This is a genomic window from Actinomadura terrae (genome assembly GCF_022751215.1).
In the GTDB taxonomy this organism is placed as follows: domain Bacteria; phylum Actinomycetota; class Actinomycetes; order Streptosporangiales; family Streptosporangiaceae; genus Spirillospora; species Spirillospora terrae.
The window spans coordinates 617707-636695 of record NZ_JAICDG010000003.1; the positions used below are offsets into that span (position 1 = coordinate 617707).

Sequence of the window (18989 nt, forward strand, 5' to 3'; positions counted from 1 at the left end):
GGCGATGCTCCTGGAGGCCGAGCGGGCCGCGCTGTGCGGCACGGGCCGGAGGATGGTGGAGACGGGGCTGGTGCCGGGCTCGTCCGGCAACGTGAGCGTGCGGGCCGGCGAGCTGGTCGCGGTCACGCCCGCCGGGATGCGGCTCGACGGGCTGGAGCCGGAGGACTGCCCGGTCGTGGACGTGCGCGGCCGCCCGGTGGACGGGCGGCTGGAGCCCTCGTCCGAGACGCCCCTGCACCTCACGCTGTACGAGGCGTCCCCGGCGTCGGCGGTCGTGCACACGCACTCGTCCTACGGCGTGGCGGTCGCCTCGACCCTGACCGAGCTGCCGCCGATCCACTACAACACGCTGCTGCTGGGCGGGATCGTGAAGGTCGCCCCCTACGCCACGTACGGGACGCCGGAGCTGGCGGCGAACGTCGGTGAAGCCATGTCGGGCGGGATGCGCGCCGCGCTCTTGGCCAACCACGGCGGCGTGGCCGTCGGCGGCGACCTCGACGAGGCGTTCGAGAACGCGCGGCTGCTGGAGTGGCTGTGCTGCGTGTACGTCCGGGCGAAGACGATCGGCGAACCGCGCGTCCTCACCGCGGAGGAGCTGGCGCGGGCGGCCGAGCGCGGCCACAGGCCGAAGGAGTACGGGGCTAGTTGAGGCACACCGGACGCGTCCGGCGCTGGTAGGACCACGCCGCGACGCCCAGCGCGACGCCGTAGACCGCGAACGCGCCGACGCCGAACGCCGCGACCGTCCAGCCCGCCCATCCCGCCAGCGGCTCCTTGTCCGGGAGGCCGGTCAGGCCCACCGCCGACGGCAGCAGGTAGAGCAGGGTCGCGACGACGCCGTACGGGCCGAGCGTGAGGGCGCCGAGCCACGCGGGGACGAGCGGCAGCCAGCGCGGCACGCGCCGCCCGGTGAGCGGCGGCGCCCACCGGGGGAACACCTGCCCCCACCGGTGCGTGAGGCCGAGGAGCAGGAAGACGCCGAGCAGCGCCGAGAGCGTGGTGAAGTCGACCCCGTACCGCTCCAGCGTGAGCACGAGCCCGGACGCGCCGTTCCGCCTGAACTCGGCGACCATCTCCTCGCCGGAGACGCCCGCGAACGTCCCGCCGAACGCCCAGGTCGTCTTCATCACCATGTACGGGACGAACGCCAGCGCCCCCGCGTACGCGGCGCGCCGCACCGCGCGGGGAGCGGGGACGGGCACCGGCGCTCCCCTCGCCGCACCGGTGCCCGCCGAGTGGAGCCCGCCGCACCGCGCGCAGGCCCCCGCGACCGCGCGCTGGAACGCCAGGGCGGCCGCCGCGTACAGCGCCGCGCCGACGGCCGAGAGGGCCTCGACGCCGAACACCGGCCAGTCGTCGACCGTCCCGGTGAAGACCAGTTGCAGCGCGTTCATGACGAACCCGAACGTGCCGGCGCCGGTCAGCGCGCAGGCCGTCCAGAGCCCGGCGCCCGGCCACCAGCGCGGCATCTGGCGGCCGACCCGCCGCACGCTCGACACCGCCATGATGCCGCCGACCAGCAGGAACGCGGCGACCGGCCAGGCCAGCGCGGGCCCGATCCGCGCGTCCCGCAGCACGTAGCCGGTGTCCCCGCCGGCCGCCCAGTACAGGGCCAGCGCGACGGCGGGCAGCGTCCACGCCCCGGCCGCGTATCCGGCCCACTCCGGCCACCGCCCGGCCGCGCCCCGCCCGGACGCGGCGTATGCGACGCCCACGTCGTCCTCCCTCGCCTCGGCTCCGCTGCCGACCACTCTCGCGGCGGGCGGGGCGCCGGACCTCCCGCGCGGGGTTGATCCGCATAGCCCGCGCGGGGGAGCGCGCTGGGGCTCAGCGGGGGAGAGAGCGGGCGAACGCGGTGACGGCCTCCGCGATGCGCTCGGGGTACTCGACGTGGGGGTGGTGGCCGGCGCCCTCCAGGAGGACGACCTCGGCGCCCAGCCGTTCGCCGACCCACGCGGCCTCGGCGGCGGGGTCGGGCCAGTCGATGTCGCCCGTGCCCATGATGACCAGCGCGGGCACGGTGACGCGGTCGAGCCGGGCCTCGGCCTCGGCGTGCGACATGCTCATGTAGGCGCCGATGACCTTGGCGCGGCCGGGGCGGCGGAAGCTCGCGTCCAGCTTCGCCTTGTGCTCGGCGAAGTCCGCGGGCGGCTTCGGCTCCCACTTCGGGTAGTAGGACATGTAGAGCGGGCGCGCCAGCCCCGGCACGCGCATGACCGCCTGGGTGAGCTTCTGCGCGAACCCGGCCTCGCCGTCCCGGACGAACGGCGCCGACAGGACGATCCCGCTGATCAGCCCGGGTGCCTCCGCCGCCGCGTAGACGGCCGCCGCCGCGCCGTTCGAGCAGCCGTGCACGAGCGCGGGCCCGGCGTCCAGGTGCCGGAGCAGCGCCATCAGGTCGTGGGCGAGGGGCGTGCTGCCGTACTCGGGCCAGGCGGCGTCGCTGTCGCCCATGCCGCGCTGGTCGACGGTGACGACCCGGTATCCGGCGGCCAGCAGCAGCGGGGTCAGGAACCGGTACTGCGAGCGCAGGTCGAGCATGGACGGCAGGCACACGACGAGCGGACCGTCGCCCTCGTCGTCGTAGGCGAGGCGGCCGTCGGGAAGGTCCAGGTAGTGCGTCATCGCGTGCTCCTTCGTAGCTCTATAGCTAAGAAGATTAGCTATAGAGCTATGCAACGTCAAGTCGTCAGTCCCAGGCGGCCCCGATCCGCCCCAGGTCGTCGGCGTACTCGATGCGCGCCGCCCACTCGCCGGGCCAGGCGTCCATACCGAGGTGCGCGCCCGCGAAGGCGCCCGCCAGGCACGCGATGGAGTCGGAGTCCCCGGAGCTGGCGGCGGCGCGGCGGATCGCCGTGACGGGCTCGTCGGGGAAGAGCAGGAAGCACAGCAGGCCGGCGGCGAGCGCCTCCTCGGCGACCCAGCCCGCCCCGGTCGTCTCGCACGGGTCGGCCGCGCGGTCCGGACCGGCGAGCGCCGCGTCCAGCCGGTCGAGCGCGTCGATGCACTCCTCCCAGCCGCGCGAGATGAACCGCCACGGATCGTCCGAGCCGGAGGCGCGCCACAGGTCCCCGAGCCACTCCCCGTAGTAGGTGGTGCGCTCCTCGTAGCAGCGGTCGCGGAGCGCGTCGGGCAGGTCGGCGGGCGCCATGCCGTCGGCCAGCCACCGGACGGCGAACGCGGTCAGCTCGCTCGCCGCGAGCCCCGTCGGGTGCCCGTGCGTCATCGCCGCCTGGAGCTGGGCCGCGGCGGCGCGCGTCTCGTCGGTCAGCCCCGGGGCCAGCCCGACCGGCGCGACGCGCATGTTCGCGCCGCAGCCCTTGGAGCCGGGCACGGTCGCCTCCGTCCACGGCACGGGCGTCGCGAGGCCGCGGCAGGCGGTCAGGCAGGTGTTGCCCGGCGCCCGGTCGTTGTCGGGGCTGTCGAGCCAGTCGACGAACCGCCGCCGCCACAGCGGCTCGACCCGGTCGGCGGTGAACGGCGGGTCGTCCAGCGCGTCCAGCAGCGCGAGGCCGACCGCGATCGCCATCTGCGTGTCGTCGGTCACGAGTGCCGGGTCCCCCTCGGGCCGCTCGGGTCCGAGGTCGCCGAACCGCTGCCGGATCTGCTCCATCGAGAGGAACTCGGTGGGCGCCCCGAGCGCGTCCCCGTACGCCAGCCCGAACATCGCCCCGCTGGCCCGTCGCGTCGTCGTCATGGGCGGATTGTCCCGTACCTCCGCGACCGCGCGGAGCAGCGGCTACGGGGCCCAGTCGTGCGGCCCGAGCACGTAGCCCTTCGGCGTCGAGTGGAGGTGGTTGACCTCGACGAGGTGCCCGAGCGCCGCCCACAGCTCCTCCTCGGGCGCCGCGACCAGGCGGCTCACCGTGTCGAAGTCCGCCGCCCCGCCCTCCTTGTCGATCTCCGCGACGGTCTCGTAGACGGCCAGCTCGAACTCGCTCAGCTCCTGGACGTCCCCGCGCCTGCCCTCTCGCTCATCCATGACCGCACCCTGCCCACTGGACGCGGGTCTAGCCGTACCGGCGCGTCCGGAGCGGGGCCTTAGGGTGGCGGCGGAAGGCGCCACACCGAACACGCCGAGATCGTCTCGTCCGGCCCGGACGAGGAGGGGGAGTTGACCACATGACCTGGTTCCGCTGCGCCGAGCCCCGGCCGTGGGCGTCGACGCGGCTGTTCTGCCTGCCGCACGCGGGCGGGTCGGCGGTGTCCTACCGGTCCTGGGCGAAGGAGGCCGACCCGTCGGTCGAGGTGCACGCCGTCCAGTACCCGGGACGCGCCGACCGGCTGGCCGAGCCGCTCGTCGGCGACGCGCACGAGCTGGCCCGGCTCGTCGCGGACGCGATGGTCCCGCTGCTCGACCGGCCCGCCGCGCTGTTCGGGCACAGCATGGGCGCCGTCGTCGCCTACGAGGTCGCGCGGCTGCTCCAGGAGCGCGGGAGCGCGCCCGTCCACCTGTTCGCCTCCGGGGCCCGGCCGCCGCACGACCGGGACGACGACCGCGTCTCCGAGCGCGACGACGAGGGCGTGGTCGCCGAGATGGTGAAGCTCGGCGGCACCGAGGCCGAGATTTTGGCCGACCCGGAGCTGCGCCAGCTGGTGCTGCCCTACGTCCGCAACGACTTCGCGCTGGTCGAGAACTACGCGCACCGGCCGGGGACGCGGCTGGACGTCCCGGTCACCGTGATCGTCGGGAACGACGACCCGCACGTGACGCCGGCGCAGGCCGAGCGGTGGGCCGAGCTGACCGGCGGGCCCTTCGCGATGACGGTGATGGAGGGCGGCCACTTCTACCTCACGCCGCACCAGTCCGCCGTGATCGCCGAGATCCACCGCGCGCTGGGCGTCGCGGCCTGACCCCGCCCGCACGCGGGCGGGCCCCCGGCCCCCGCCGGACGAGGCGGGGGACCGGGGGCCCGTCCCGGCACGGAGGCCGGATGGCCGTCTGGGGACGAGAGGTCGCTACACCTGCCGTCAGTACACCTGCCGTCAGTAGACTTGGGCGCTGTACACCTGGAGCGGCTCGGTGACCGGCTGGAAGTACGTCGTGCCGCCGCTGGAGCAGTTGCCGCTGCCGCCCGAGGTCAGCCCCAGCGCGGTGGCCCCGGCGAACAGCGAGCCGCCGCTGTCGCCCGGCTCCGCGCACACCGTCGTCTTGATCAGGCCGGTGACGCTGCCCTCCTGGTAGTTCACCGTCTGGTTGAGCCCGGTGACCCGGCCGCTGTGCACGTGGGTGGTGCTGCCGCTGCGCTGCACGGTCTGCCCGACGGTCGGGGTCCCGGCGCTCGTGATGTCCTGGGTGCCGCCGTAGAGGCTGACGGAGCCCTGGGTGTCCTCCGGGGCGGAGGAGTACTTCACGATGCCGTAGTCGTTGCCCGGGAAGCTGCCGTTCTCGGTGTTGCCGAGCAGTTTGGTGTGGCCCTGGTCGGAGTACCAGGCCGTGCCGATGTTCGTGCAGTGCCCGGCGGTGAGGAAGTAGTACTCGCCGCCCTTCTTGACGTTGAAGCCGAGCGAGCAGCGTCCGCCGCTGGTCCAGATGGCCTCGCCGCCCCTGGTGAACGGGCGGAGCGTCCCGGCGATCCGCTCGGTGCGGACGGCGGCGCCCTGCTTCGCGACCGCCTTGCGCACCTTGGCGAGCCTGCTGCCGGTGACCGTGCTGTCCAGGGACAGCAGGACCGTGTTGCTGGCCGGGTCCACGGCCCACGCGGTGCCGGGGACGGTCGCGTCGCGCTTGAGCGCGGCCATGACCTTCTTCAGGTCCGAGCCGCTGCGCGCGACGGTCTTCGGCTGGGCGCCCGCCGCGCGGACGGCCCGCGCCGCGCTCGCGTCGGTGACCGTGACCACGAGCTGCCGGGTGGCGGCGTCGATGTAGGAGCCGGCGGTGCGGGAGCCGAGCCGCTGGGCCAGCGTTGTCGCGGTCCTGGCCTGCGCCGCCTGCGCCGTCGTGAGCACACTGGCCTGGGCGGCCTGTGCGGGCGAGGCCGGCGCCTGCGGGGTCGCGTTCGCGGCGGGGGCGGCGACCAGCGCGGACGCCATGACTCCCGTCGCCGTCATCGTGACGGCCGCGCCGCTGATGCGAGCGTGACGGATCTTCACTGAGCCTCCAGGGGGGAGCGGGCACACCCGGGTGGTATGCCGGAGGTCACCGCACATGCTCCGAGACCGCAAAGGCGGACGGAAGACTAGAAAGTGCCTAAACGGCGAAGAGTGCGTTGGCACAATGGGTGCGGATTTGTCCAGCATTCACGGGCAAGATGGCCCGTTTAGGACAATTGGTACTCATCAGGCATGGGGCACCGTGCGGAACGGGTAGGACGTTCCGGCAAAATGATCAGGTGACGTTGCTGCTGACCAGGTCCGATCTGGAGTCCGTGTTCGATCCCGCCGGCTGCCTCGCCGCGCTGCGCCGCGGATTCACCGCGGGGAAGGCCGGCGGGGACGCGGCGCGCCGCGTCGTGGCCCGCCCGCCGGGTCCCGGGACCGCGACGGCGTTGCTGCCGGGGGTGGTCGAGGGTATCCCGGCCTACACGGTGAAGGTCAACGCCAAGTTCCCGGGCAGCCGTCCGGCGCTGCGCGGCGTGGTGTGCCTGCACGACCTCGGCACCGGCGAGCTGCTCGCGCTGCTGGACTCGGCCACCGTCACCGCGTGGCGCACCGGGCTCGCCGCCGCGCTCGGCACCCACGTCCTCGCCCGTCCGGGCGCGGACGCGGTCGCGGTGGTCGGGGCGGGGGCGCAGGCGGAGCTGGTGATGCGCGGGCTGGCGGCGCTGCGGCCGGTGCGCGGGCTCGCCGTCCACGACCTTGACCCGGGCCGGGCCGAGGCGTTCGCCGCGCGGCACGGCGCCCGGCTCGGGCTGGACGCCGCCGCCCTGACCTCCTACGGCGAGGTGCCGGGCGCGATCCGCGAGGCCGTCCGGGACGCGGGGATCGTCGTGACGGCGACCTGGGCGCGGCGCCCGATCCTGGACGCGCCGGACGTCCCGCCCGGCGCGCACGTCACCTCCCTAGGGGCGGACGAGCCGGGCAAGGCCGAGCTGGCGCCCGCCCTCCTGCGGGAGGCGCGCGTCGTGGTCGACGACGTCGGGCTAGCGGCGGAGATGGGGGCGCTCGCGGGCGCCGGTCCCGAGGTGGAGCGTTCCGCCGTGGCGCTCGGGGACGTGCTGGCCGGCCGGGCGCCCGGCCGGAGGGGGGAGACCGAGCGAACCGTCTACGCGCCCGTCGGCCTGCCCTGGCAGGACCTCGCCCTGAGCTGGGCGGCCTTTGAAATGGCCCGTTCCAAAGCGGTTGGACAGGAGTTCGATTTCCTGCGCTGAACTGGCCGACTGCGGACAGCGGACTCTTCCGACAAAAACACGCACGGTAATTGTTAATATTCTATTTCGTCTTTATGCTGACTCAACGATTACTGTTGACGTCACTCGGTAGGTCCCCGCTCATGAGATCGGTCTGTCGCGACGTGTCGAAGCAAGATCCTCATCGTGAGCCCCGTGCCCCGGGACCCCCGACTCGGTCACCGCCCTTTACTTCTCATAGGTTGACAAACGGTGGGTAAGTGCTTCTCGGGCCACATGGGTGGCGGGCCTTGGGAGACAGAACATGATTCGGATACTCCTCGCCGAGGAGGCGCCCCTCCTGCGAGGCGGGCTGGTCGCGTTCTTCGGCGGTGTGAAGGACCTGGACGTCGTGGCCGCGATCGATTCTGGTGATCATCTAGTGCGCATGGCGAATTTACGGAGGCCGGACGTTGCGTTGATAGACGTCGCGCTTCCGGGACTGGACGGCTTCTCGGCGTCCCGGAGGCTGCGGGAGGAGCTTCCCGACTGCCGGACCGTGCTCATGTCGGGGCGGCACCGCACCGGCGACCTCCGGCGGGCGGTGACCGCCCGGGCGGCGGGGCTCGTGCTGAAGGACACCTCGCCCGGCGCGCTGGTGGACGCGATCCGCCGGGTCGCGGGCGGGCAGCGCGTCGTGGACGCCGAGCTGGCCTTCAGCGAGCTCGGGTCCGCGGTGAGCCCGCTGACCGAGCGCGAGAGCGAGGTGCTGGAGCTGGCCTCACGCGGGGCCTCGGCGGCGCAGATCGCCGAGGACCTCGTCCTCACGATCGGGACGGTCCGCAACCACCTCTCCCGCATCAACCGGAAGATCGGCGCGCGGAACCGGGTTCACGCGATCAGGATCGCCGAGGAGGCCGGGTGGCTGTGAGCCGCCCGGCCCCTCGGGGCCTGCCGTGTCCGGCCCATCGGGGGCGCCGGGGGCGGGCCGATCCGGGTCCCCCGTCTCCCAGCGGCCGATGAGGTCGCGGTAGAGGGGGGAGACGGCGGGCAGGTCCCGGTGCCGTCCGACCCGCGCGTGCGTCCCGTCCAGGACCAGGACGCGGCGCGCGCGCACGGCCGAGCTGACCCGGTGCGCGATGACGACGAGCGTGCCGGGGCGGCGCGCGAACGCCTCCTCGGCGCGGGCCTCGGCGGCGGCGTCCAGCCGGCAGGCGGCCTCGTCCAGCACGATCAGCGGCGCGGGCGCCAGGTAGGCGCGGCACAGGGCGATGAGCTGGCGCTGCCCCTCGGTCAGCGCCGCCGGGTCCACGCTCGCGCCGTAGCCGCCGAGGTCCCGGACGAGGCCGGCCAGCCCGAGCTCGTCCGCCGCGCGCCCCACGTCCTCGTCGGAGGCGTCCGGCGCGAGGTAGGTCAGGTTCTCGTGGACGGTGCCGGTGAACACGTACGCCTCCTGCGGGATCAGCACCCGCGCGGACGGGTCGCCCGCCGGACGCCCGTCCACCAGCACCTCGCCCTCCAGCGGCGCCAGCAGGCCCGCGACGAGCGCCGCCAGCGTCGACTTCCCGATGCCGCTCGGCCCGACGACCGCGAGGTGGTCGCCGCGCGGGATCACGAGGTCGAGGCCGCTGATCACCGGCCGTGCCGAGGGCCCGTAGGCGAAGGTGACGCCGCGCAGCTCGACCGCCGGCGCGTCGTCGCGCCGCTCGCGCGGCGCGCCGGTCACGGGCGGCAGGGGCGGCGGGACGGGGGCGCTGGTCTCCAGGATCCGGCCGAGCGTCACCGCGAGCCGCAGGCCGCTGCCGCCCATGCCCTGGACGAGCGTCCGCAGCGCGGGCTGCAACCCGTGCAGGACGTAGGCGAGCGCGCCGACCACCATGCCCGGGGTCGCGCCGCGCCGCATCAGCCACGGCGCCGCCGCGAGGACGGCCAGCAGCGGCAGCCAGCCGCTCACCGCGAGCGCCAGGGCCCGGACCGCCGCGAACCGCGCGACCGCCCGTCCCGCCGCCGCCTGCGCGTCGACCGCCGCCGCGAGCCGCTCGCGCACCTGGTCCTCGGCGCCGCACGCGACGACGTCCCGCAGCCCCTCGGCGAGCGCGGTGGTCCGCTCGGCGATCTCCTCCTCGCCGACGACGAGGTCGCGCTGCCGGACGGCCGCCGCCCCGAACGCGGCGCCGAACAGCGCCAGCCCCGCCACGAGCGGCGGCAGCACCAGCAGCGCCACCTCGGGCATCAGCGCGAGCAGGCCGAGCAGCGCGGCGCCCGCCGCGAACACGAACCCGCGCGCGACGACGAGGATGCCGCCGAAGGTGTCCCGGACGATCTCCACCTGGTGCGTGAGCCGCGCGACCGCGCCGGTGTCGGCCCGGCCGCGCAGCGACCGGTACAGCGCGCCCCGGGTGACCTGGCGGACCAGGTCGTCGCGGAACGGCTCGACGAGCGCGGCGAGCGCCGGGTAGAGGCGGCGGCTCCCGAAGGCGCCCGCGATCGCCGCGACCGCCAGCGCCGCGAGCCAGGCCACGGCGCGCACCGGGCGGTCGCCCACGAACGCGTCGGTGGCCTGCGCCACGGCCCGTCCGAACACGGCGGTGGGCACGGCCTCCAGCAGCGACCAGGCGATGACGGCGGACGCGGCGCGCGGCCGCCCCCGGACGGCGCCCGCCGCCGTCCGCCACAGCAGCCGCGCGGCCTCGCGCCTCGACGTCATGACTCGCGCCCGGAGGTCATGATCCCGCCGCTCCGGCGGGCTCGGCCACCCCGAACACCGCCCGGTAGGACGGGTCGCGCCACAGCTCGGCGTGCGTCCCGCGGCCGCGGACCCGGCCGCGGTCGAGCCAGACCACGAGGTCGGCGCGGGCGGCGGTGCCCGCGCGGTGCGCGATGATCAGCCGGGTCCGGTCGCCGAACCGGTCCAGCACGGCGCCGGTGACCTGTACCTCGGTCACGGTGTCGAGGCTGGAGGTCGCGTCGTCCAGGACGAGGACGCGGCCCGCGTGCGCGAACGCGCGGGCGAGGCCCATGCGCTGGAGTTCGCCGCCCGACATCGGCGCGTCCGCGAGCGGCGTCGCGTAGCCGTGCGGGAGGCGGCGGACGAAGTCCTCGGCGCACGCCGTGCGCGCCGACTCCCGCAGCCACGTCTCGGGCGGGCGGCACGGCCCGAACGCGATCGCGTCCAGGACCGTCTCGCCGAACAGCGACGGGCGCGCGAAGGCGTATCCGACGTGGCGGCGCAGCTCGGCGCGGGACAGGCGGGGGAGCGGCGCCCCGTCCAGCAGCACCTCGCCCCGGTCGGGGTCGGCGAGGCGCCCGGCGAGCGCGGCGAGCAGCGACTTGCCCGCGCCCGAGCGGCCGACGACCGCGACCGCGAGGCCGCCGGGGACGGTGAGGTCCACGCCGTCCAGCACGCCGCCCGCCGACACGCCGCGGAACTCCAGCGTGCCCGGCCCCTGCGGGACGGCGGCGTCGCCGTGGACGGGGGCGGGCTGCTCCAGGATCTCGGCGGCGCGGCGGGCCCCGGCGCGCGCCCGGCCGAGCCGCAGCACATGGGTGAGGACGGGCCCGAACCCGGCCGCGAGCCCCGCGTACTGCACGGTCGCGACGAGTTCGCCGGGGGTGACGCGGCCCGCCATCAGCTCCGCGCCCGCCGCGCCGACGGCGGCGACCTGGAGCAGCAGCAGGGTCAGCAGGCCGCGCGCCGCGACGCCGCCCTGCACCGACCACATCGTCTCGCCCTCGGCGCGCAGGCCGGGCAGCGGCCGCAGGATGCGCTCGGTCTCCCGCTCGGCGGTGCCGGCGGCGGCGATCGTGCGGGCCCCGGCGAGCGCCTCGGCGAGGCGTCCGGCGATCGTCCCCTGCACGCTCAGGTAGCGGTGCGCGGACGCGGTGATGTCGCGGACGAACACCCGCAGCAGCAGCACGATCGCGGGCAGCGCGACCGCGACGGCGACCGCGAGCCGCCAGTCGAGGAACGCCAGCACGGCGAGCGCGCCGAGCGGCGGCAGCAGCGCGACGGCGGCCTCGGGCGCGGCGGCGGGCGCGGTGCCGGCCTCGGCGGCGCCGCCGACCGTGCGCCCGGCGACGTCCCCGGGCGGGACGCGCAGCGCCGGGCCGACGGCGAGGACGTGCCGGACGAGCGCGTGCCGCAGCCAGGCCGTCGCCCGCGCGGCCGCGCATCCGGTCGCGAGTTCCGAGAGCACCTCTGCGGTGGCCGACAGGAGCACGAGCGCGACGCACGGCCACAGCGCCGACACGGCGGACGCGCCGCCCGGCGGGGCGGCGTCGACGGCGCGGGCGAGCGCGAGGGGGAGCAGGACGGCGGCGAGGGCGTCGGCGAGCGCGGTGGCCGCGACGAGCCCGGTCCAGCCGCCGCTGTGCCGCGCGGCGCCGACCAGCAGCCGGTCCGCTCCGGCGGCCGTCGGGGTGGTCATGGGTTCGGAGAGGTCGTGGGGTTGTTCGAGGCCTGAGGGTCGTTCGAGGGCATGGTTCTCCCGCGATGACGGCCATGGTCCCTCCCAGGGGGAGGGCCATGGCCGCCACCGTTGCCGTTACAGGCAGATGGTGATGCTGTGCGAGCTGTGGCAGAGCAGGCTGAGGCTGCTGTTACCGCCGCCGCCGCCGTTCTCGCTCACCATTCCCTGAAGGTCAAGAAGCGCCATTTGTCTTCACCTCCTTTCGGGCTGGATAGAGGTGGCCGCCGTGGAGGTCTCCACGGGGGGTACGAGGGCCGTCCCGAGGAACGGCAGTCCGACCGGAGCCTCGTGCAGCGCCGCGCCGAGGGCGAGCAGCGCCCCGGCCGTGCCGGTCGCGAGGTCGTTCGACAGCCGGTACATGTGCTCGCCGGGCATCGCCAGCCCGCCCGCGTAGGGCAGCGCGTGCCAGGCGAGGTCGCGGACGTGGCGCGCGACGCACGGGTCGTCGCGGTCCTGGCCCGCCAGGTAGAGGAGCATTCCGGCGCGGCCGTTGAACAGGCCGGGTTGCGCGTAGTACCGCGACATCGCCGCCAGCCGGACCGAACCGCGGACTTCGTGGAACTCCGGGTCGTCCGGGCGGTGCCGGAGGTAGTCGTCCACGACCAGGCCGATGCCGACGCTGCCGCGCCCGAGGTAGGGCAGCACGCGGTGGCCCTGGTCGACGTGCAGGGCGCCGTTGCCGTCGGTGACGCACGCGGCGAGGTCGCGGCGCAGGGCGGTCTCGGCGAGGTCCAGCAGCGCCTTGTCGCCCGTCCTCTCGTACCAGCGGACGAACATCAGCGCCGTCCCGGCCCCGCCGTACATCAGCCCGGGGCGGGGGCTCGTCTCCTGCGGGGGGCGGTTCGCGACGATCTCGACGGCGCGGCGCGCCGCGTCCTCCAGGGACGTGTCGCCCGTGAGGTCCGCGAGGTGGGACAGCACCAGCGCGTACCCGGGGAGCCCGCCGTAGAGGTCGTCGCCGAGGCGCTCCCACCGCTCGTTCAGGCAGTGCCCGACCGCGCCGAGCGCCGCGTCGAGGTGCCCGAGCCGCGCGAGGACGTACGCGGCGCCCTGCAACCCGTCGTAGAGGCCGAGGCCGGTGCCGCGCGGTGGATCGGCGGCCCGCTCGGCGAGCCACTCCTCGTGGTCGGGGTACCGGCCGGCGCCGGTCGCGTCCAGCGTGTACAGGACGCCCGCCGCGCCGTGGGCGATGCCGAGCGACGCGCCCCCGAACTGCTCCACGTCACCGGGGAACAGCCGGTCGCGGCGCTCGGGGGTGGCGCTGGCGAGGACGGCGTCCGACAGGGCGGTGCGGGCGCGCTCCCAACCGGCCGGGTCAGGCTCGAAGGCGGGCGCCGGGACCTCGGGGACGCCGCGCGCGATCTCCGCGACGGCCTCGTCGAGGAACGGGCGCGGCACCGGGAAGTACTCGGCGATCAGGTCGGCCAGCTGCCGCGCCTTGCCCCGGTCGATCACGAACAGCGTCGTCATCGGGACGAACAGCGCGAGCCGCAGGCACGCCAGGCTGTAGCGGTCGACCTCCGTGCCGCGCCGGTCGGGCGGGGCGAGGAAGGCCGGGTTGGCGAGCGTCTGCCGGCCGCCGTCGGCGGCGGGCGCGGCGACCTCGAAGTCGATGAGCGCGACCGAGTCGTCCGGGCGGACCATCACGTTGAACATGTGCAGGTCGTTGAAGGCGACGCCGCGCTCGTGGATCGCGTCCACCACCCGCTCGACGCCCTCGTGGACGCGCAGCGCCCACGCCGTGTACGCGGCGACCTTGCCGGGCTCCGGCTCGGGGTCGAGCATCGGGTGGCGCTCGGCGAAGAAGGTGTTGAGCGTCCGCCCCTCGATGAACTCCTGGACGAGGAAATGGTGCTCGCCGAGCGTGAAGGAATCGCGCGCGGCGGGAATTCCGTCGATCCCGTCCAGCAGTTCGAGAATGCGGCGCTCTCGGTCGAGGCGTTCGACCGCGTCGGCGCCGTCGGCGGCGAGCCCGGCGTAGGGGCGCGCCTCCTTCAGCACGACCTTCTCTCCGGTACGCGTGTCCGTTCCCTGGTACACGCCGCCGCCGTTGGAGAAGTGCAGCGCCTTCTCGATCCGGTACGGAAGATCGGTCGTCGTGGTGGCGCCCCGCGCGGCGAGATGCGGTTCGAGGCAGCGGGGCAGCGTCACCCATTCCGGGACGGAGAAGACGGGGTTGCGGCGGTCGGGGACCAGCACGCCCTCGCCGTTCTCCAGCGCGGCGACGAGCTCGCCGCGCTCGTCCAGGCAGCGGCGCTCGGCGAAACCGCCGTAGCGGACGTACAGGGGGCCGTCGCCGATGCGCAGGTCACTGAGGATGTAGGGCCCGGGCAGGCCGGCGAGCCGGGCGCCGAGCGTCTCCAGCACCGACTCCAGCTCCGCCTCGTCGCTCGGGTAGATGGTGACGAGCTTGCCGCTCGCCCCGCGCGGCGCGTACTTGGCGTTGCGCATCCGGAGCGTCCCGGGGCCGTGCAGGTGCTTGAACTCGATGCCGTTCTCGACGCAGAAGTCGAAGGAGCCGGCGAGCGCCTCGTCCGCGCTTTCCGCGCAGCCGGTGACGTGCACCTTCCAGCCCTGGAGCGGAGCCTTCTGCTCCGGCGGGACGTACACCGTCCATTCTTCTCCGCGCACCCTTTCCCAACCTTCCGGAAGGGGGCGGGCGGCGATGTCGAATTCGGTTTCACGGGACGTCGGAGGGGCGTCGTAGAAGAACTTGTCCGCGAGGCAGTAAAGCTCATACCTCTTGTCCACGACGTCAATCCTCTCTGCCGGATCCGGCGGGCGCCGGTCACAGGTAAAAGAATGGCAAATGGCGGAGAAGGGGGCTAGTAGCTGATATAACGACTCACCCGTGAAGATGTACCGGCCGCGCGTGGGCGTTCGTCACCCTCCGCCCGCGTCCCGTGACCGTGCGCCCGCCCTGACCTGGTGTTACGCAGTGCTCGCTGTCAGTTGGCGCGCGCTGTCAGTTGGGCGAGCGCCCGCACCAGCCGCTCCTCCTCGTGGTCCAGGTGCGCGACGAGCTCGGTCGTCAGCCGCTCGACCTCCGCCGCGAGGGCGGCGGAGCCGGGGGAGGGCGCGGCGAGGACGGCCCGCAGGTCGTCCAGGAGCCGCTCGATCACCCGGTGCTCGTCGCGGAGCACGGCCAGGGCCTCGTCCAGGGCCGGGTACTCCCTCGCCAGGGCCGGGAAGAGCATCTGGTCCTCCCCGGCGTGGTGGTTGCCGAGCCCCTCGCACAGCGCGAGGCAGTTGACGCGCAGCTGCGCGCCGACCGTGGACCCGGACGCGGCGACCTCCGCCCGGATCAGCTCCAGCTCGCGGCGGAACGCGTCGTGGACGCGGACGAGCTGGGCCGCCGGGCCGCCCTCGACCTGCGGCGGGCCCTCGAAGGCCGGGTCGAGCGCGACGACCGGCAGCGTCCGGGACGCGGCCGCCTCGTACTCCGCCCACCCCGGATCGGCCTCGACGGCCCGCGCGAACACCGCGTCCCGCTCGGCGCCGTCCAGCACCGTGGCCCGCGCCTCGTAGGTGAACAGGCCCGTCTCGACGGTGGCGCGGGGGTCGGCCAGCAGGTTGCGGTACCAGGCCGGGTCCCGTGGGGAGCCGCCCGCCGAGGCGATGACGTGGACGCGCTGCCCGGCGTCCGGGAGGTAGGCGAGCGGCGTGGTGTGCGGGGCGCCGGTCCGCGCGCCGGTGGTGGTCAGCAGGACGAGCCGGCCGCCCTCGAACGGGCCGCCCACCCGTCCGGCGTTCGCGCGGAACTCCTCGATGATCCGCCGGTTGAATTCGTTCGTCATTCCGGTGCTTCTCCTTTTCGGGGCATGCTGAATTCGCCACGGGAGGGTGCTCGACCGCGGCGTACGGAAGGAAAGCGTGAAGAACGGCATGCGGAAAGCACGCCGAAGCCCGGTGCGCGCACGGGCGTGCGGCATCGAGGTAAAGGGGGAGAGGGGGCGCGAGGTGCGCGGATGCCGGCGGAGGCGGGGCCCTGGCCCCGGCGCTCACGTCGCGGCCGGGTGCCTCACTCGGTAGTGGCCCATGGCCGACCCGGCAGTCACGGAATTGATCCTAAAGGGCATCGCATTGCCGTGGCAAGGGCGGCCGCTAAAGCCCTTCGCGGTGCGCGAGCGCGGCGGCCTGGGTGCGGCTCGCGACGTCCAGCTTGGCGAGGATGTTCGACACGTGCACGCTCGCGGTCTTCGGGGAGATGAACAGCGCCGCCGCGATCTCCCGGTTGTTGCGGCCCTCCGCGACGAGCTTGAGCACCTCCCGCTCCCGGACGGTCAGCGCCGCGAACGGCCCGGCCGCGGCGTCCGCCCGCCCCGGCGCCGTCCGCCCCGCTCCCGGCCGTCCCGGGTCGAGCCGGGCGCGGGCGCCGAGTTCGCGCAGCGCCGCCAGCAGCGGGGCCGCGCCGAGCCGCTCGGCGATCGCGACGGCCGACCGCCACTGCTCGGCGGCCTCCTCGCGCTCGCCGCGCTCGACGAGCGCCTCCACCAGCCGGTGCCGCGACCGCGCGACCTCGTAGACGAAGCCGTCCCCGCCGTAGGTGAACAGGTCGGCGGACCTGCGCCACGGCTCGGGGTCGTGGTCACCGTCCAGGCGGCTGCGCTCGGCCTCGGCGCGGGCGAGCCAGGCGTGCCCCTCCAGCCCGAGCCACGCGCGGGGATGGTCGCCCCAGGTGCGGGCTGCGACGTACCGGGCGCGGCCCAGCAGGTCGTCGCCCACGCGCGCGGCGTCGGCGGCGGTGGCCTCGTCGCCCGCCGCGCGGGCCCGCGCGGCGCGGTCGGCCTGCGCCCACAGGCCGGTCGCGGCGATGCGGATGATGCCCGGCTCGAACTGGTACAGGACGTCCAGCGTGGCCGTCACGTGCTCGATCGCCGCGTCCACGTTCCCGCGCCACAGCTCGTGCTCGGCGGCGAGCCCGCGCGCGACGTAGGCGAGGAAGACGTCCCCGCGCCACAGCGGGACCAGCCAGCGCAGCCGCTCCTCGACCCGGGGGTCGCCGCGCGCGACCTCCAGGAACAGCGCGTACGACGACACCCGCGCCTCGGGCGGGCGGACGACCCGCACCCCGAACCCGTCGGCGAGCCGGGCCGCCTCGTCCCAGTCCCCGGTGGTGTAGTGGACGAGGTACTGGAGGCTGCGGAGCACCGTCCCGAACGAGCTCCACTCCAGGCCGTTGTCGAGGGCGAGCTTGACGCCCTCGTCGGCGGCGAGCGTCGCGCCCGCGAGGTCGCCGCGGTCGAACTTCGTGCGGGCGTAGTGGAACGCGGCCCGCAGCGCGACCGCCTGGTTGCCCTCGGCGGCGGCGAGGTCGCGGGCGGACGCGAACACCTCGGCGACCGCGTCGTCGGCCTCCCGCGACTCGCGGTAGATGCCGAGCGTGACCAGCAGGCTCGCCTCCGCGACGCGCGCGCCGGCCGCGCGCGCCGCCGCGACGGCGTCCTCGGCGAGCCGGGGCATCTCCTCGTCCGGGTCGTCGTAGAGCAGCTGCCGGGCGTAGGTGGCGAGCGCGGCGGCGCGCACCCACGCCGGGGTGCCGGGTTCGAGCATGCCGACGGCGGTGCGGCAGATCGCGAGGGCCTCGTCGTCCTCGTCGACGTCGGCGAGGTAGGAGGCGAGCTGCTCGCGGATCCGCACGCCGAGCACGGTGTCCGCGGGGTCGGCGAGGTCGAGCAGCCGCCGCAGGTGCGAGACGGCCCGGCGCACCTCGCCCGCCCGTCCCGACATCCGGGCGGTCATGATCGACAGTTCCATCCGGTCGGTGCCGGCGACGGCCTCGGGGTCGGGGACGGCGTCCCACAGCTCCAGCGCCCGGTCGAAGTGCTCGAACGCCTCGGCGGGCGCGCCGAGCCGCTCGGCCTCGCGGCCCGCCCGGACGGACGCGGCGAACGCGGCGGGCAGGTCGTGCGCGGCGAGGCTGTGCGCCGCCAGCTCGGCCGCCGACCCGCGCCGGGCGGCGGCCGCCCCGTCCGCCAGCAGCCCGGCGAACCCCGCGTGCAGCCGGGTCCGCTCGCCGGGCAGCAGGTCGGCGTAGACGGCCTCGCGCAGCAGCGCGTGCCGGAACGTGTAGCCCGCGCCCGCCGGGACGAGCAGCTGGTGCGAGACGACCTCCCGCAGCGCCTCCCCGGCGGACGCCTCGTCCAGCCCCGACACCCGGCGGACCAGCTCGTCGTCGACCCGCCGCCCGGCGACGGCCGCGACCCGCACGACGCGCTGCGCGTCCTCCGAGAGCCGCTCCACCCGCGACAGCAGCAGGTCGGCGAGCCCGGCGGGCAGCTCCTCGCCGGTGCTCTCGGCCGAGTACAGCTCGGCGGCGTAGAAGGCGTTGCCCTCCGAGCGCTGGTGCACCCGCTCGACGACCTCGGCGGTCACCGGCGCCGTCCCGCCCGCGAGCGCGGCGAGGTAGTCGGCGGTCTCCCCGGGCCCGAACGGCGCGACCTCGACCCCGGTCACGTTCGGCAGCCGCAGCAGCTCCGCCACGACCGGGCGCAGCGGGTGCCGCCGGTGCAGGTCGTCGGAGCGGTAGGTGCCGACGAGGCAGACCCGCTCGCGCTGGAGGACGCGGCTCAGGAACGTCAGCAGGTGCCGGGTCGAGCGGTCGGCCCAGTGCAGGTCCTCCAGCACCAGCAGGACGGGCCGCTCCCGGCCGAGCTCGCCGAGCAGCCCGAGGACCGCGCCGAACAGCTGCTGCTGCCCGAGCTCGGACGCGGCGCCCGGCGCCCCCTCGCCGTCCGGCAACAGCAGCCCGAGCACGGGACGCGCCTCCAGCGCGGCGCGCACGGCGGCGGCCTCCGGGGCGGCGGCGCGCGCGGCGGTCCACAGCGCGTCCGCGAGCGGCAGGTAGGGCATGCTCTCGCCCAGCTCGGCGCACTGCCCGACGAGGACGGCGCAGTCGCGGTCGCGGGCGGCGCGGCCGAGCGCGGTGACGAGGTGGGTCTTGCCGACCCCGGCGTCCCCGCTGACGAGCGCGACCCCGGCGCTGCCCGCGGCGGCGCGGTCGAGCGCGGCGGTCAGCTCGGCGAGCTGCGCCGCCCTCCCGATCAGCACCCGGCGCCCCCGGACGTCGCGTATTCGGCCATGTCGCACAGTATCCCACCGGCCGGAACACCGAGAAACGCCCCGCGCCGCCCGAACCCGAGCGGCGGCCCCCGACCATGCGCTGCCTCGACGCGTGCGGTGCCGGGCCGTGCGCGGCGCTGGGACGGCAGGGGTGTCCGGGTACGCCGCGCGGCGTACCCGGACACAGCGG

At 75.3% G+C, this 18989-nt stretch carries 14 protein-coding genes and 1 pseudogene; 4 read left to right on the forward strand and 11 right to left on the reverse strand.

All coding sequences use genetic code 11. The features are described from left to right. Positions 1 to 4 precede the first annotated feature (4 nt). The gene (locus K2F47_RS22635; RefSeq protein ID WP_242906875.1) at positions 5 to 649 is read left to right on the forward strand and encodes a class II aldolase/adducin family protein; all 645 of its coding nucleotides are present in this window, start codon (positions 5 to 7) and stop codon (positions 647 to 649) included. Here K2F47_RS22635 and K2F47_RS22640 read toward each other — a convergent pair. The 4 genes from K2F47_RS22640 to K2F47_RS22655 form a co-directional block, all read right to left on the reverse strand. Next, the gene (locus K2F47_RS22640) at positions 642 to 1715 is read right to left on the reverse strand and encodes a hypothetical protein (protein WP_242906876.1); all 1074 of its coding nucleotides are present in this window, start codon (positions 1713 to 1715) and stop codon (positions 642 to 644) included. The two genes, K2F47_RS22635 and K2F47_RS22640, sit on opposite strands and share 8 nt — an antisense overlap. A gap of 112 nt (positions 1716 to 1827) precedes the next feature. Beyond that, complete coding sequence (locus K2F47_RS22645; protein ID WP_242906879.1) at positions 1828 to 2625, reverse strand: alpha/beta fold hydrolase; 798 nt, start codon at positions 2623 to 2625, stop codon at positions 1828 to 1830. Positions 2626 to 2689: 64 nt separating this feature from the next. After that, entirely contained in the window at positions 2690 to 3697 is a 1008-nt protein-coding gene (locus K2F47_RS22650) for an ADP-ribosylglycohydrolase family protein (protein WP_242906881.1), read from the reverse strand. Between the two features lie 42 nt (positions 3698 to 3739). Next, positions 3740 to 3982, reverse strand: coding sequence for a hypothetical protein (locus K2F47_RS22655; protein WP_242906883.1), 243 nt, complete (start codon positions 3980 to 3982; stop codon positions 3740 to 3742). A 140-nt stretch (positions 3983 to 4122) separates the two neighbouring features. Here K2F47_RS22655 and K2F47_RS22660 point away from each other — a divergent pair, with 140 nt between their 5' ends. Further along, a complete protein-coding gene (locus tag K2F47_RS22660) occupies positions 4123 to 4854 on the forward strand; it encodes a thioesterase II family protein (RefSeq protein WP_242906885.1) in 732 nt (243 codons plus the stop codon). A gap of 132 nt (positions 4855 to 4986) precedes the next feature. On the opposite strand, the gene K2F47_RS22665 is transcribed toward K2F47_RS22660, so the two are convergent. Further along, entirely contained in the window at positions 4987 to 6093 is a 1107-nt protein-coding gene (locus K2F47_RS22665; protein ID WP_242906887.1) for a S1 family peptidase, read from the reverse strand. A gap of 239 nt (positions 6094 to 6332) precedes the next feature. Between K2F47_RS22665 and K2F47_RS22670 the strand changes: the two genes are divergently transcribed. Both K2F47_RS22670 and K2F47_RS22675 read left to right on the forward strand, forming a co-directional pair. Beyond that, the gene (locus tag K2F47_RS22670; RefSeq protein WP_242906888.1) at positions 6333 to 7310 is read left to right on the forward strand and encodes an ornithine cyclodeaminase family protein; all 978 of its coding nucleotides are present in this window, start codon (positions 6333 to 6335) and stop codon (positions 7308 to 7310) included. 283 nt (positions 7311 to 7593) lie between these two features. After that, positions 7594 to 8118, forward strand: a pseudogene (locus K2F47_RS22675) (response regulator transcription factor); the annotation flags it as partial. On the opposite strand, the gene K2F47_RS41460 reads toward K2F47_RS22675, so the two are convergent. From K2F47_RS41460 to K2F47_RS40825, 6 genes are all read right to left on the reverse strand, one after another. Then, entirely contained in the window at positions 8050 to 9975 is a 1926-nt protein-coding gene (locus K2F47_RS41460) for an ATP-binding cassette domain-containing protein (RefSeq protein WP_504913225.1), read from the reverse strand. The pseudogene K2F47_RS22675 and the gene K2F47_RS41460 overlap by 69 nt on opposite strands. Before the next feature lie 16 nt (positions 9976 to 9991). After that, positions 9992 to 11695, reverse strand: coding sequence for an ATP-binding cassette domain-containing protein (locus tag K2F47_RS22685; RefSeq protein WP_242906892.1), 1704 nt, complete (start codon positions 11693 to 11695; stop codon positions 9992 to 9994). A gap of 117 nt (positions 11696 to 11812) precedes the next feature. Next, complete coding sequence (locus K2F47_RS22690; RefSeq protein ID WP_089315262.1) at positions 11813 to 11923, reverse strand: SapB/AmfS family lanthipeptide; 111 nt, start codon at positions 11921 to 11923, stop codon at positions 11813 to 11815. 6 nt (positions 11924 to 11929) lie between these two features. Next, complete coding sequence (gene lanKC / locus K2F47_RS22695) at positions 11930 to 14488, reverse strand: class III lanthionine synthetase LanKC (protein ID WP_242906894.1); 2559 nt, start codon at positions 14486 to 14488, stop codon at positions 11930 to 11932. Between the two features lie 197 nt (positions 14489 to 14685). Then, a complete protein-coding gene (locus K2F47_RS22700) occupies positions 14686 to 15534 on the reverse strand; it encodes a nitroreductase/quinone reductase family protein (RefSeq protein WP_242906895.1) in 849 nt (282 codons plus the stop codon). A gap of 307 nt (positions 15535 to 15841) precedes the next feature. Continuing rightward, positions 15842 to 18787 carry a helix-turn-helix transcriptional regulator gene (locus K2F47_RS40825; protein WP_308198442.1) on the reverse strand — a complete coding sequence of 982 codons (2946 nt, stop codon included), beginning with the start codon at positions 18785 to 18787 and terminating at the stop codon, positions 15842 to 15844. Positions 18788 to 18989 lie beyond the last annotated feature (202 nt).

What these genes read in the sequence shown, in the direction of transcription:
- K2F47_RS22635 (WP_242906875.1), top strand. Translation starts at nt 5, where the DNA reads ATGCTCCTGGAGGCCGAGCGGGCCGCGCTGTGCGGCACGGGCCGGAGG.
- K2F47_RS22645 (WP_242906879.1), bottom strand. Translation starts at nt 2,625, where the DNA reads ATGACGCACTACCTGGACCTTCCCGACGGCCGCCTCGCCTACGACGAC.
- K2F47_RS22650 (WP_242906881.1), bottom strand. Translation starts at nt 3,697, where the DNA reads ATGACGACGACGCGACGGGCCAGCGGGGCGATGTTCGGGCTGGCGTAC.
- K2F47_RS22655 (WP_242906883.1), bottom strand. Translation starts at nt 3,982, where the DNA reads ATGGATGAGCGAGAGGGCAGGCGCGGGGACGTCCAGGAGCTGAGCGAG.
- K2F47_RS22660 (WP_242906885.1), top strand. Translation starts at nt 4,123, where the DNA reads ATGACCTGGTTCCGCTGCGCCGAGCCCCGGCCGTGGGCGTCGACGCGG.
- K2F47_RS41460 (WP_504913225.1), bottom strand. Translation starts at nt 9,975, where the DNA reads ATGACGTCGAGGCGCGAGGCCGCGCGGCTGCTGTGGCGGACGGCGGCG.
- K2F47_RS22685 (WP_242906892.1), bottom strand. Translation starts at nt 11,695, where the DNA reads ATGACCACCCCGACGGCCGCCGGAGCGGACCGGCTGCTGGTCGGCGCC.
- K2F47_RS22690 (WP_089315262.1), bottom strand. Translation starts at nt 11,923, where the DNA reads ATGGCGCTTCTTGACCTTCAGGGAATGGTGAGCGAGAACGGCGGCGGC.
- K2F47_RS22700 (WP_242906895.1), bottom strand. Translation starts at nt 15,534, where the DNA reads ATGACGAACGAATTCAACCGGCGGATCATCGAGGAGTTCCGCGCGAAC.